Here is a 14,167-nt window from a genome sequence, read left to right on the forward strand (position 1 = left end):
AGCATTACTGCGCCGGAGCCTGAGGCGCAGATTCAGCGGGGGCAGACTGCTCAGGTGCCGGCGCAGCCTCCTGCTTCTCCTGCTTCGGCTCATCAGCCGGCGCGGATTCAGGTGTGGTCTCTTCAGCCGAGTCGCCGCCCGGCTTGAGCTTGATTATCCGCCCGGTAGGTCGCTTGACTGCCGGCTGGTCATTGTCAGTGACGACAAACCGCAGCACGCCGATCATCTGGCCGTCCTCGGTCAGCACCCTCACCTGCCAGCGTCCCGTCACGTCCTCCGGGAAGTTCTGCTTGCGCGTCCAGGCGCGATAGCCTTCCTTGCGGCCGCCGTGGATATCCAGCGCGATGCGGTCCATCTCTTCGCCTTCATGCCACCACACATGGTAGATACGCTCATCCAGGCCACGCGGCGCGTTGATGGCGGTGTACGCATACAGGCCGCCGTTGCGCAGCTGCTTGGCGCTGATCAGCGAAATACTGTCGCCCGGCGTACGGTTCTTGTTATCGAAGTCCGGGCTCACCGCCACTTCGGTCAACCACAGCGTCGCAGGCGGCACCCAGGAACGCAGCAACCAGCCCGCCGCGCCGATGGCCAGGATGATGCTGATCACGGCCAGTGCGCTGCGCCAGGTGTTGAGCGGAAAGTTCGACATCAGGCTGGGCGCCGACAGTAGCATCGCCACGCCCAGGGCCAGTTTGTAACTCTCGGCGGTGGTCAGGTGCAGGATGATCGGCAGCGCGGTCAGCAGTGCGGCGAACAGCGTCAGGGTGTGCAGCGTCATGAACAGCCAGCGCCTGGGCGCCAGCCATTTGTAGTAGAGAGGGTCGATGATCGAAATCAGCCCGGCAGCCCCGAGCACCGCAGTGAACACCGCCTGACCACTGTTCCAGGTGGTGGTGATGAAAAAGAACGGCAGCACGAAGAACAGGCTTTCCTGATGGATCATCTGCGTGCCGTAGCGCAGCAAACCCTGCGGGATCTCACGGCCCAGCGCCCTGTTGAGCAACCCGACCATGGTGTTTTCGACCATCAGCCACAGCCAACTGATCAGCATCACCACCGCGATCCAGGTGGCCAGCCCTGCCTGGCGATCGACCAGAATGAAACTGGCGATACCGGAAACGAAACCAAACGCCGCAATGAGCCCCGGATAGCGCTGCATCAAGTTGAGCACGGGTGTCACATAGCGATTCACGTCAAGCATCGGAGGGGTCACTCGGTTCTGTTCATACAAAAAAACGCGCAGCGTAACAACGCGGCGCGGTGCCTGCACTCTGGGTGCAGTTCGGCGTCAGGATTCTATTTGCTGCGTGCACGCCAGCGCCACAGGGCCAGCAGTGCGATGAAACCCAGTACCGCGCCAATCAGCCAATACAGACCGTCATAACTGAACAGCGGCTTTTCAATGCGCATGTAACCCGGCTGGGCAAGCAACTGGCGCATCGCCTGATTGGCGGTTTCCAGCTTCACTGCCTTGATCCGTTTGGCCGGGTCCTCGAAGCGCCCGTTTTCATAATCGTTGAGCGCACTCCAATAGTAGTCGGCCAGCGCACTATTGCCTTGAGTGGCCCAAGATTGCCGGTCTATGGCGAGCTGTTGCAGCCGCGCAAACGTGGCGGGTTGCATGCCTTCTTTTTGCAGGCGCTCGACCAGAACGCGAATGTCGCGCTCGGCTTCATCGGCATCGTCACGCTCGACATCGGCGTTCAGGCTCAGAAACCCGACATCGCCGAACACTTCGCGCTCTGCAGAGGGGCCGTAGGACAAACTGTGTTTCAGGCGCAGCTCAGTGTAGAGCGTCCAGTCCAGATAGGCTTTGACCAACTCCCAGGTTTCGTCGTGCTGATCGTCGAGCTGCGGCTCGGGGTAGATCAGGTGCAGCTTGGCGCTCTCGCCCAGCCCGCCGCGTTCAAGCTCGCGGCGTGGTTCGGCAGAGCCGCTGTCCTGCGCCAGCGGCGGGTGGTCGATCGGGTCGGTGGGGGCGAGCTTGCCGTAGGTGCGCTCCAGATAGGCTGGCAGCAGCTTGTCCAGATCACCCACCGCAATCAGCGTCATGTTGTTGGGGGCATACCAGTTGGCGAAGATGTCTTCGATGTGCTCCAGCTTGATGCCGTCCACCTCGGGACGGTCGGCACATTTTAGCCCCAGTTCCACGGCGAGCTGGCTGCTGGCGCTGCGCCCGGAATCACGCCGGTCAAGCAGGCGCTGCAAGTGCGAGAAGTGCCCGCCATCTTCACGCTCGACCACGCGTTTGACGCCGTCCAGCCGCGCCTGACTCAGCTCGGTTTTGGTCATGATTTCCAGCAGCAGATCGAGCACCTTGCGCTGGTTTCGCGCAGGCGCTTCGATCACGAAGGTGGTGTCGGCGTTGCTGGTGAAGGCGTTCCACTCGCCGCCCAGTGCCTGCATACGCTCTTCCAGCCCGCCTTCACCGCTGTCATCCACGCCGCTGAACAGCAGGTGTTCCAGCAGATGCGGCAGTTCCTTGTCCTGGCACGGGAAGTCATCGAAGCCGATACCCACCACCAGGCGAATGGCGACGTGACCCTTGTCGTAACCGGGTTTGAGAATGACTTGCAAACCATTGGGCAGCAGGTAGCCCTCGACCTGAAGACGGTCAAGGGCGAATGAGGGGAGTGAACCGAGGAGCAGACAAGCGAACAGCAGGCAACGCATAAAACAGCTTTCCTGGCGGGCCGGTATGTTTAACAGACTTCACCTCCGCCCTTACGTTCATAGTGATCTGTCTGCCTCGCCCTCGCTTGACAAGGCTCCTGTGTCAGCGGTTTCCAGCACCACGTAGGCGCTGCTGCAAAACAGCGAGTTCAGACGCTTCATGTCGGCAATCAGTTCCAGGTGCAGCGAACTGGTTTCGATGCTCTGTACCACCTTGTTGCGCAAACGGCTGACGTGGGCGTGCGCCAGGCGTCGCTCCTCGGCCCTGAACTGGCGCTTCTCGCGCAATAACTGACGTGCGCTTTCGTGGTCGCCGCTGAGGAACACCGAGAGGCCCAGACGCAGGTTCGACTGTAACTGGATCTGCAGATCGGCAAGTTCTTCAAGACCGACTTCAGAGAACGACCGGCGATGCGCTGTCTTCTGCTGCTGGATCTTGCGCAGCATGCGTTCGATCAGGCCGCTGGCCAGTTCCAGGTTGATGGTCAGCTCGATGATCTCGGCCCAGCGCCGGTTATCGTGCTCGCCGAGGTCTTCACGCGGCATCTGCGCCAGGTACAGCTTGATTGCGCTGTACAGCGCTTCGACGTCGTCGTTGAGGCGGCGCACTTCCTGAGTCACCGCCGTCTGTGTGCCACGCAGCACCGCCAGCATCGAGGCGAGCATGCTCTCGATCAGATCGCCCATCCGCAGGGTTTCACGCACCGCGTTGGCCAGCGCGAGGCTGGGTGTCGACAGTGCGGTCAGGTCCAGGTGACGCGGCTTGGCCAGGCCGCCGACTTCGTTCTGCTGCGGCAGCAGATACGAGCACAACCGCGCCATCGGGGCTACGGTTGGCAGCATGATCAGGCAGCGCACCGTGTTGTAGAGCAGGTGAAAGCCGATAACCAGTTCCTGCGGACTAAAGCCGAGCGTGTCGATCCAGGCAACCAGCGGGTCGAGCACCGGAAAGATCAGCAGCAGGCCGAGCAGCTTGTACAGCAGACTGCCCAGCGCCACCTGCCGACCGGCAACGTTCTGCATGCTGGTACTGAGAAAGGCCAGCAGGCCGCTGCCGATATTGGCCCCGATCACCAGGCCGATCGCCACCGGCAAGCCAATGACTTCGGTGCCTGCCAATGTCGCCGTCAGCAGCACTGCCGCCAGGCTGGAATAGGAGATCAGCGCGAACATGGCGCCCACCAGCGCATCCAGCAGCAGGTCGCCGGTCAGCGAGGCGAACAGCACCTTGACCCCCGCGGCCTGGGTGATCGGTGCGGCGGCCTCGACGATCAGCTGCAAGGCCAGCACGATCAGGCCCAGGCCGATACCGACCCGCCCCAGTTGACCGGCACGGGTCTGCTTGCGCGACAGGAAGAACACCACGCCAAGGAAGATCAGCAAAGGCGACAGCCATGACAGATCGAAAGTCAGCACGCGAGACATCAAAGCGGTGCCGACATCGGCGCCAAGCATGATCACCAGCGCAGGCGTCAGCGTCATCAGCCCCTGGCCGACAAACGATGTCACCAGCATGGCGGTGGCGTTACTGCTCTGTACCAGCGCTGTCACCAGAATGCCGGCGATGAACGCGAGCGGTCGTTTGGACATGTTCTGGCTGAGCACACGACGAAGTTGTGTACCGTAAACACGAAGGATGCCAGTGCGCACGATATGCGTGCCCCAGATCAGCAGGGCGACGGCAGATAGCAAATCGAGCAGGGTCAGCATGCGAAAAGCCCCCTGAGGTTTGCCCATACAGGCGATGAATTGAAAGATGCAGCGTGTAGAGAGCGGGGATGGGTGTAACGCTCTACTAGGCTTTTAGTCGGCCACGGGCCTTGGCGCCAGCATCGCACAGCGCGGATTCCATTGAAATAAAAGTGTCATAAATCAGTATTTTGATATCGCTCGGGCATTCGCCATGGACCCGTCGCACGTGTCTCATGGCTGTTCACCCGCCCTGCCGCCCGAAGGCGGCGGAAACGTTACCGAGTCAATCCATAGTGAACGCAACGTTGGGCTCGAGTTTCATGCCGACGGCTTTTGCGACGTGCATGCCTTTTTCATACGAAAACGATTTATCTGCAGTGGGCTGGAAGAACTCCACGAAATCCAGGCTGCGGCGACTGAACACGAACCCGCCGATGAGCGGCTGATTGACTGCATACAGGTGCGGACACAGCGCCATCATCGACGAAGCAGGCACGCCGATCAGGTGTTCCTCGAGATCGCCGGTCTGTTGAGTTTCTTGTGGGTAGAACCACAGTGGCGTGCTGATGAACAGATAGGCATCCGGACCCAGGCTGGAAAGCAACGTGCGCACCAGCCATCTCGCCGTATCGGCCGTCAAGTGCTCGACCACATCCAGCAGACAGATTATCCGGTACTGGGCCAGCCGCTCGGATGACAGCTCTTGAGCCAGGCCGTGCCAGATGTTGCGGTAGGTAGCGTTCTCATGCAGCTGCGAATTCTGGCAGTTGGCTTCCCAGCCATCGATGCCGTCCACCGACCAGTGCGCCGTGTCCGGGTTTGCCTTGATCAACGCGCCCAGTGTTCCAGAGCCGAACCCGATATCCAGTACTTCAACATCGGCGCTGAGATCTTTCAGGATATGGAAAATCATCGCCTTGGGAGAGACCGAGTCGCCTTCCACATGGCCGGTTGCAGGCGCGAAGCCTTCGGTAGGCTGATAGTTTTCAACATATTGCTTCATGGTCTGGATCCTTGACGATGGTTAGCGAGGCGCGGTTTACCGTAGATCCTGTCGAAGCATGCGCGTTGGGGTGTGGGAACAGTGTAGGGGGTTTCGAGTGCCTGGCCGTTAATCCTGCAAACTGACCAGAAACGCTTGGTGACACTAATGGCACCTGCAGCGACATAGCAGGCTTTGACGGGTATTCAGAAACTGACGCAAACGTCCGAAACAGCGTGCCAACGCCGAGCCTTGGCACACTGTTCGGTCCGTTTTTAACGGAACCGGTCAACCTCGTGACGCAGTTCTGTCGCCAGGCCATTCAGCTCCTGGGCAGTGATGGCGAGGTTGGACATGACCTGGCGCTGTTCGCTGTTGGCCATGGCGATGCTTTGCAGGTTGCTGCTGAGCATGGTCGCGGTGCTGCTTTGTTCCTGGGTGGCAGTGGTGATCGCGGCGAACTGGTGACCGGCCGAGCGGCTTTGCTCGTCGATCTGCGCCAGTGCGGAGGCCACTTTGGCGTTCAGCGACAAGCCCTCCTGCATCAGTGTGTTGCCCTGCTGCATGGTGCTGATGGCGTTGCCGGTTTCCTGCTGGATGCTGGCGATCATGCCGGAAATCTCATCCGTGGCTTCACGGGTGCGCGAGGCCAGGCTGCGGACTTCGTCAGCCACCACGGCAAAGCCGCGACCCTGCTCACCGGCGCGTGCGGCCTCGATGGCAGCGTTGAGCGCGAGCAGGTTGGTCTGGTCGGCAATCGAGGTAATCACCCCGACAATGCTGCCGATTTCCTGCGAGCGTTGGCCCAGCGTGTCGATGACTTTCGCGGTGCTGCTCAGCGAAGTGGCGATCTGTTGCAGCGACGAAGACGCCTCTTCCATCGAAGTACGACCAATGCGTGTCTGCTGGGCATTTTCCTGGGCCAGACGCTCGGTATTACCCATGTTGTCGGCGATGTTCATCGACGTGGCGCTGAACTCTTCGACGGCACCGGCCATGCTGGTGATCTCGCCGGATTGCTGCTCCATGCCCTCGAACGCGCCGCCCGACAGGCCGGACAGCGCGTTGGCGCGGGTGCTGACTTCCTGCGCCGCGGTACGGATATGCGACACCATTGATGACAGTGCTTCGCTCATCTTGTTGAAGCTGCCCGACAACTGCCCTATCTCGTCATTGCTGGTCACATTCAGGCGCACGCTCAGGTCGCCTGCACCCAGTGCGTCGGCCTGGCGTACCAATTCGGACAGTGGGCGAAGCTTGCTGCGCAGCAGCCAGATGGCGCTGATCACCGCGATGATCATGGCCAGCAGACTGCCGATCGCCAGTTGCGTGCCGACGTGCCAGGTCACTTCGCTGATTTCCTTGCGCGGCATGCTGGCGATGACGGTCCAGGGGCCACCAGCGAACGGCTGGCCGACGCTGTAATAGTTGTCATCCCCGTCATCCCAGAACTGCGCCTTGCCCGGTTTGCTGGCGAGCTCTGCAACTGACTTGGCTGCGCCGTCGAGGGATTTGACGCCTGCCGGTGGAACCAGCCAGGTGCCCTTGTCGTCCAGCAGTGCCAGCGAACCAGTTGAGCCGATACGGAAGTTCTTGAGGTTATCGAACTGGGTTTTCTGCGCATCGGTGTAATCGAACCCTACGAACAGCGCCGCAATGATCTTGCCGCTGCTGTCGCGGACCGGGCTGTACTGGGTCATGTAATAACGATCGAACAATACCGCTTTGCCGACATAGCTCTGACCGGCGATCAGGCGCTCGTAGGCTGCGCCCTTGCGGTCCAGCACGGTGCCGATGGCGCGCGTGCCATCCTGTTTGCTCAGGGAGGTGCTGATCCGGATGAAGTCGTCGCCGCTGCGCACGAAAATGGTCGCGACGCCGGCGGTCATCGAGCGGAATTCATCGACTTCGGTGAAGTCGTTATTCAGCGCGGCATCACGCAGGAACAGGCCTGGCGTGGACGTGCCCGCCACCGTGACCGGCTTGTCGGCTTGCAGGCTCAGGCCAGCGGCGAAGCGTTTTTCGAACAGGCCACTCAAGCGCTGAGTGCTGTCGCGCAGCGTGCTGTGGAAAGTGTTGAGCTGGTCAGCGAGGAGCCTGGCTTCACTCGACATGTGCTCTTCACGAATGACCAGGTTGGACGCGTCCAGGGACCTCAACGCGAAGAGGGTGCTACCACTGATAACCACCGCCAGGATCACGGCCAGAGCAATACCAAGTTGCGAAGCAATTCGGGTACGAGGCTTGGACATAGAGACTCCGTGCCGAATGATTGGAGTCGCCGGGTCCGTGGCTTGCCATTCAGCTGATAAATTTAGTTGGTGTTTTTACGCTATTTGAACGAGCAATCTTCAAGCAATGCTTCGGCCATCAAGGTCGTTACTTGAGAGCGGAGCGAGACATTTACAGATGATGGCAGTTCAATATTAAACTAAATTTTAATAGAGTACTTCAACTAACGGCAACTGCATGGCGCCCACCTCCGCCTGAAGAAAATCGCTGAGGCGTCGCAACCGCTCTGCGCCGGGCCTCGTACGCGGCCAGACCAGATAATAGTTTTCGCCACTGAACACCGCCGTGCGCCACGGCAGGCTCAACCGGGCCTGCGCCACGTCCTCGGCGACCATCAGCAGATCACCCATCGACACACCGTAGCCACGTGCTGCGGCAATCATGCCTAGCTCCAGGGTGTCGAAGACCTGCCCGCCTTTGAGCGACACCTGATCGGCCAGACCCATGCGGTTCAGCCAGGTGCGCCAGTCACGGCGATCAGGGGTGGGATGCAGCAATTCAGCCTTTGCCAGGCGTTCGACGTCCCATGGCGGGTCCTGCAACAAGGTGGGCGCACCAACTGGAATAAGTAATTCGGGAAACAGCAGTGTGGCTTCCCAGTCCGACGGGAAATGCCCCTGGCTGAGCAGAATCGCGCAGTCAAAAGGCTCCTGGGTAAAGTCCACCGCATCGATTTCCATCCACGCGCTGGTCAGTTGTACCTCGTTGCCCACCTGCAGATGACGAAAACGGCTGAGCCGCGCGAGCAGCCAGCGCATGGTCAGAGTGGACGGGGCTTTCATGCGCAGAATGCCCTCGTCGGTCTGCAAGGTGCTGCAAGCGCGTTCCAGTGCCAGGAACCCATCGCGTACGCCGGGCAATAGCGCGCGTGCCGATTCAGTGAGCTGCAAGTTACGCCCGTTGCGCTGAAACAAGCGGCAGGCAAAGTGCTCTTCCAGCGTACGAATATGCCGGCTTACTGCACTTTGGGTGATCGAAAGTTCCTCGGCCGCGCGGGTAAACGAGGTATGCCGCGCAGCCGCTTCAAAAGCCCTTAGTGCATAAAGAGGAGGGAGGCTACGGGGCATGGGGCGCTTCCTGCGAACGATGAACGGCTACTTTACTGCAAATGCTGAAAATAGCTTCAGATGAGTTTTAGTCATGCTGAGCATCGGATTTATCGTTTTGTGTTTAGTCGAGCAACTGCCCAGAATACGTCGCTCATTCGTCCCTTTGCCGTAGAGCACCGTCACCATGCAGCCGTCCGCCCTCAAAGAACTCTGGATCATCCTGCGCCTGGCGGGGCCGCTGATTGCGTCACAGATGGCGCACATGCTGATGGTCTTCACCGACACCGTGATGATGGGCAGGATCGGCCCGGAGGCCTTGGCCGGCGGGGGGCTGGGCGCTGCCACGTACAGCTTCGTGTCGTTCTTTTGCGTCGGCGTGATGGCCGCGGTCGGCACGCTGGTTTCGATCCGTCACGGTGCCGGCGACACCGAAGGCGCGACCCGTCTGACCCAGGCCGGTCTGTGGCTGGCCTGGGGCATGGCGCTGGTTGCCGCGCTGTTGCTGTGGAACCTCGAACCCATCCTGTTGCAGTTCGGTCAGGCCGAAGCCAACGTGCATATGGCGGCTCAATTTCTGATCACCCTGCCCTTCGCCCTGCCCGGCCTGCTCAGCTTCATGGCATTGCGCGGCTTCACCAGCGCACTGGGTCGTGCGGGGCCGGTGATGACCATCAGCCTGGCCGGTGCGGCAGCCAACTTCGTGCTCAATTACGCATTGATCCATCAATGGCTGGGGCTGCCCAACCTGGGGCTGATGGGCATCGGGCTGGTCACCGCGATCGTCACCAACTGCATGGCCCTCGCGCTGGCGCTGCATATCAGGCGGCATCCGGCCTACGCGGCGTACCCGATCAGAAAAGGGCTTTCGAAACTGTCGCGCAGTCACCTGGGCGAGCTATGGCGTCTCGGTTTGCCGATTGGCGGCACTTATGCAGTGGAAGTCGGGCTGTTCACTTTTGCGGCGTTCTGCATGGGCGCGATGGGCAGCACGCAGATGGCGGCGCACCAGATCGCCCTGCAGACCGTGTCCATGGCGTTCATGGTTCCGGTGGGGATGTCCTACGCGGTCACCATGCGTATCGGCCAGCATTATGGAGCAGGCAACCTGTTGATGGTGCGCATGGCCGGGCGTCTGGGCATCGGTTTTGGCGGCTGTGTGATGCTCATGTTCGGGCTGCTGTTCTGGCTGGCGCCGCACCTGGTCATCGGGCTGTTTCTGGACATCAATGACCCGGCGTTTGCCGAGATCGTGGTATTGGCCACAAAACTGCTGGCCATTGCCGCCTTGTTCGAGTTTTTCGACGGCACGCAGACCATTGCCATGGGCGCCATTCGTGGGCTCAAGGATGCACGCACCACCTTCCTGATCGGCCTGGGCTGCTACTGGCTGATCGCCGCGCCTGCCGCGTGGTTGCTCGGTTTCTCTACCGATGCCGGTGCTTCAGGTGTGTGGTGGGGGCTGGCGCTGGGCCTGTTCTGCTCGGCTGTGGCGCTGACCTATGCGTTTGAATGGAAGACGGCTCGGCTGTTGCGTAGGGATGCAGCCGGGGTGGCGGTGCCGGGCTGATCCGGCGCACCGTCACCCGGACCTGGATGTATCTGTGTGCGCGGCTTGCGAACGCAGATAGGTCACCAGTTCTTCCACCGGCAGCGGCCGACTGATCAGATAGCCTTGCACCTGATTGCAGCCAAAACTGCGCAGCAACTCCAGTTGCCCGGCGGTTTCCACACCCTCGGCGACCACCTCCAGGTTCAGGTTGTGCGCCAGATTGATCATGGCGTTGACCAGCTTGCGGTTCTCTTCGCGTAACTCCATCTGCGCGACAAAGCCCATGTCGATCTTGAGTAGCGCGATGGGCAGGCTGTTGAGGTGCATGAATGACGAATAGCCGGTGCCGAAATCATCCAGCGAAAAGCGCACGCCCAGTTGGCGCAATGCATCCATGGTCTGCCTGACCTGATCGCTGCGCCGCATGACGGCGGTTTCGGTGAGTTCGAACTCCAGCCAGCGTGGGTCGACATTGTGTTCCGCGATCAGGCGATTCAAGGTCGGCAGCAACTGGCTGTCCTGAAACTGCCGGAACGACAGGTTGATCGCCATGTGCAGCGGGGCAAAGCCTTGTTCGCGCAGGGCCTGCATGTCACGCAATGCGCGGAAGATGACCCAGTAGCCGAGCGGCACGATCAGGCCGCTTTGCTCGGCCAGTGGCACGAACTCGCTGGGTGGCAGCAGCCCGCGCTCCTGATGGCGCCAGCGCACCAGCGCTTCCAGGCCGACGATACGCCCGCTGTCCAGGCACAGACGCGGCTGGTAATGCAGTTCCAGCTCATCGCGGCGCAAGGCGCGTCGCAGTTCACCTTCCAGGTCGGCGAGGCTGCGGGCGTTGCGGTTGATGCGCTCGTCGAACAGGTGATAGGTGCAGCCCTGCATGCTCTTGGCCTGACGCATGGCGATATGTGCATGCCACATCAGCGGGTCGGCTTCGGGCTGGGCCTGGGAGTGAGCGATGCCCAGGCTGCAACCCAGAAGCAGGCTTTCGCCATCGACCCAATAGGGTTCGGCCAGCACGTCAGTGATACGTTCGGCCATTTGCAGAGCGCGTTCGGGGGTTGTTCGGGTGTCGATCAACAGGGCGAATTCGTCGCCCCCCAGACGGGCGATCTGATCACCGGCATCGAGCTGGTTTTTCAAGCGTGCCACGACTTGCAGGATCAGTCGATCACCGGCCTGATGACCCAGTGAATCGTTGGCGCGGCGAAAGTTGTCCAGGTCCAGATGCCCCAGCGCCACGCCGCCGCCTTCGCTCAGGCGAGCCGAGAGCAGCGCCTGAAAACCCTGGCGGTTGGCGATGCCGGTCAACGGGTCCTGGCCGACCAGGCGTCGCAGGCTGTCTTCCAGGCGACTGCGCTCGTGAACATAGCGCAGGCAGCGCCGAAGCGTGTCACCGGTCAAGGCATCGCGCACCAGCCAGTCACTGACGCCGGTCGGTCCGACCAGTGGTTCGGTCTCGAGCAGCACCACGGTAGGCAACAGGCAGGCCCCGGTCCTGGGCTGCAGATCAGGCGTGGTCAGCAGCACGGTATTGCGCTCGTTAGCGTAACGGGCACTGAAAACGTCCCAGTTCGCGCCATGCAGAAGTATCACGTTGCCTCCCGGCGCAGTGAGGCAGCCGCTAAGCAGCGCCTGCCAGAAAGGCTCGTGCGCCAATAACAGCAATCGCAAGGGTTCGACAGGTGTAGGCAATCTAACTTCCTAAGTGCAAAGGAAAAACCGGTGGCCGCTCTCTCGCAGGAGCGCGACAAATACACGTATCGCGCGTCGCGGCGCAAATGTAACAAAAACAGAAGAATTAGATAGCAGTCACTGTCTGACGACGATGAGCACTGCACAAAACCGTGGGCCTGTTAAAATGCCCGACCTTTTTTGCAGACGACTCTTCATACCGCCATGTCCCGACTCAATCCCCGGCAGCAGGAAGCCGTGAACTACGTCGGCGGCCCTCTTTTGGTGCTCGCCGGTGCCGGTTCCGGCAAGACCAGCGTGATCACCCGCAAAATCGCGCACCTGATCCAGAACTGCGGCATTCGCGCCCAGTACATCGTCGCCATGACCTTCACCAACAAGGCCGCGCGCGAGATGAAAGAGCGGGTCGGCACGCTGCTCAGGGGCAGCGAAGGACGCGGCCTGACGGTCTCGACCTTCCACAACCTGGGCCTGAACATCATCCGCAAAGAGCACACGCGGCTGGGCTACAAACCGGGCTTCTCGATCTTTGACGAAACCGACGTCAAGGCGCTGATGACCGACATCATGCAGAAAGAGTATTCCGGCGACGACGGCGTCGACGAAATCAAGAACATGATCGGCTCGTGGAAAAACGACCTGATCCTGCCCGCCGAGGCGCTGGAAAACGCCCGCAATCCTAAGGAACAGACCGCCGCCATCGTTTACACCCACTATCAGCGCACGCTCAAGGCGTACAACGCGGTGGACTTCGACGATCTGATTCTGCTGCCGGTCAAGCTGTTCCAGGAACACGCCGACATCCTGGAAAAGTGGCAGAACAAGGTGCGTTACCTGCTGGTCGACGAATATCAGGACACCAACGCCAGCCAGTACCTGCTGGTGAAGCTGCTGATCGGTACGCGCCATCAGTTCACCGTGGTGGGCGACGACGACCAGTCGATCTACGCCTGGCGTGGCGCGCGGCCGGAAAACCTGATGCTGCTCAAGGACGACTACCCGTCGTTGAAGGTGGTGATGCTGGAGCAGAACTACCGTTCGACGAGCCGCATTCTGCGTTGCGCCAACGTGCTGATCTCCAACAACCCGCACGCCTTCGAAAAGCAACTGTGGTCCGAGATGGGCCACGGCGACGAGATCCGCGTGATCCGCTGCCGTAACGAAGACGCCGAGGCCGAGCGGGTGGCCATGGAAATCCTCACCCTGCACCTGCGCACCGACCGCCCGTACAGCGATTTCGCCATCCTCTATCGCGGCAACTACCAGGCCAAGCTGATCGAGCTGAAATTGCAGCACCATCAGGTGCCGTATCGACTGTCGGGCGGCAACAGTTTCTTCGGCCGCCAGGAAGTGAAGGACCTGATGGCTTATTTCCGTCTGCTGGTGAACCCGGACGACGACAACGCCTTCCTGCGGGTGATCAACGTTCCGCGTCGCGAGATCGGCTCGACCACGCTGGAAAAGCTCGGTAATTACGCCACCGAGCGCAAGGTGTCGATGTACGCCGCCACCGACGAGATCGGCCTGGGCGAGCACCTGGACAGCCGATTCACCGACCGTTTACAGCGCTTCAAGCGCTGGATGGACGGGGTGCGCCAGCAGTGCGCGCAGAACGATCCCATCGCCGCGCTGCGCAGCATGGTCATGGACATTGATTACGAGAACTGGCTGCGACAGAACAGCTCCAGCGAAAAGGCTGCCGATTACCGGATGAGCAACGTCTGGTTCCTGATCGAGGCGTTGAAAAACACGCTGGAGAAGGACGAAGAAGGCGGCATGACCATCGAGGAAGCCATCGGCAAGCTGGTCCTGCGCGACATGCTCGAACGTCAGCAGGAAGAGGAAGACGGTGCCGAAGGCGTGCAGATGATGACCTTGCACGCCTCCAAGGGCCTGGAATTTCCGTACGTGTTCATCATGGGCATGGAAGAAGAAATCCTGCCGCACCGTTCCAGCATCGAAGCCGACACCATCGAAGAAGAGCGCCGCCTGGCCTACGTGGGCATCACCCGCGCGCGGCAGACCCTGGCCTTCACCTTCGCCGCCAAGCGCAAGCAGTACGGTGAAATCATCGACTGCGCGCCAAGCCGCTTTCTGGATGAGCTGCCCCCGGACGACCTGGCCTGGGAAGGCAATGACGACACCCCGACGGAAGTCAAAGCGGTGCGCGGCAACACCGCGCTTGCCGACATTCGCGCCATGCTGAAACGCTAGCCGACACCCTATTGATCA

General features: G+C 60.8%; 9 protein-coding genes. 2 read left to right on the plus strand and 7 right to left on the minus strand.

The features are described 5' to 3' along the window. Window positions 1-4: 4 nt before the first annotated feature. The 6 genes from JOE39_RS19960 to JOE39_RS19985 form a co-directional block, all read right to left on the minus strand. Window positions 5-1,204, minus strand: a complete 1,200-nt coding sequence (locus JOE39_RS19960) for a DUF5924 family protein (RefSeq protein WP_017278950.1) — start codon at window positions 1,202-1,204, stop codon at window positions 5-7. Between the two features lie 95 nt (window positions 1,205-1,299). Beyond that, window positions 1,300-2,676 carry a pitrilysin family protein gene (locus JOE39_RS19965; RefSeq protein ID WP_210078390.1) on the minus strand — a complete coding sequence of 459 codons (1,377 nt, stop codon included), beginning with the start codon at window positions 2,674-2,676 and terminating at the stop codon, window positions 1,300-1,302. Between the two features lie 57 nt (window positions 2,677-2,733). Further along, window positions 2,734-4,386 carry a Na/Pi cotransporter family protein gene (locus JOE39_RS19970; protein ID WP_003421583.1) on the minus strand — a complete coding sequence of 551 codons (1,653 nt, stop codon included), beginning with the start codon at window positions 4,384-4,386 and terminating at the stop codon, window positions 2,734-2,736. A 265-nt stretch (window positions 4,387-4,651) separates the two neighbouring features. Beyond that, the gene (locus JOE39_RS19975; protein WP_003421584.1) at window positions 4,652-5,371 is read right to left on the minus strand and encodes a methyltransferase domain-containing protein; all 720 of its coding nucleotides are present in this window, start codon (window positions 5,369-5,371) and stop codon (window positions 4,652-4,654) included. Window positions 5,372-5,625: 254 nt separating this feature from the next. Beyond that, window positions 5,626-7,602: a methyl-accepting chemotaxis protein gene (locus JOE39_RS19980; RefSeq protein ID WP_044313476.1), complete on the minus strand. Its 1,977-nt coding sequence runs from the start codon at window positions 7,600-7,602 to the stop codon at window positions 5,626-5,628. A gap of 186 nt (window positions 7,603-7,788) precedes the next feature. Beyond that, a complete protein-coding gene (locus JOE39_RS19985; protein WP_003318415.1) occupies window positions 7,789-8,709 on the minus strand; it encodes a LysR substrate-binding domain-containing protein in 921 nt (306 codons plus the stop codon). A 166-nt stretch (window positions 8,710-8,875) separates the two neighbouring features. On the opposite strand from JOE39_RS19985, the gene JOE39_RS19990 reads away from it, so the two are divergent. Continuing rightward, a complete protein-coding gene (locus tag JOE39_RS19990; RefSeq protein WP_096112886.1) occupies window positions 8,876-10,258 on the plus strand; it encodes a NorM family multidrug efflux MATE transporter in 1,383 nt (460 codons plus the stop codon). Window positions 10,259-10,270: 12 nt separating this feature from the next. On the opposite strand, the gene JOE39_RS19995 is transcribed toward JOE39_RS19990, so the two are convergent. Next, window positions 10,271-11,935 carry a bifunctional diguanylate cyclase/phosphodiesterase gene (locus JOE39_RS19995; RefSeq protein WP_210078388.1) on the minus strand — a complete coding sequence of 555 codons (1,665 nt, stop codon included), beginning with the start codon at window positions 11,933-11,935 and terminating at the stop codon, window positions 10,271-10,273. 204 nt (window positions 11,936-12,139) lie between these two features. Between JOE39_RS19995 and rep the strand changes: the two genes are divergently transcribed. Next, window positions 12,140-14,149, plus strand: coding sequence for a DNA helicase Rep (gene rep, locus JOE39_RS20000; RefSeq protein ID WP_003318412.1), 2,010 nt, complete (start codon window positions 12,140-12,142; stop codon window positions 14,147-14,149). Window positions 14,150-14,167 lie beyond the last annotated feature (18 nt).

Source organism: Pseudomonas sp. PvP100 (assembly GCF_017833055.1).
Taxonomy (GTDB): Bacteria; Pseudomonadota; Gammaproteobacteria; order Pseudomonadales; family Pseudomonadaceae; genus Aquipseudomonas; species Aquipseudomonas syringae.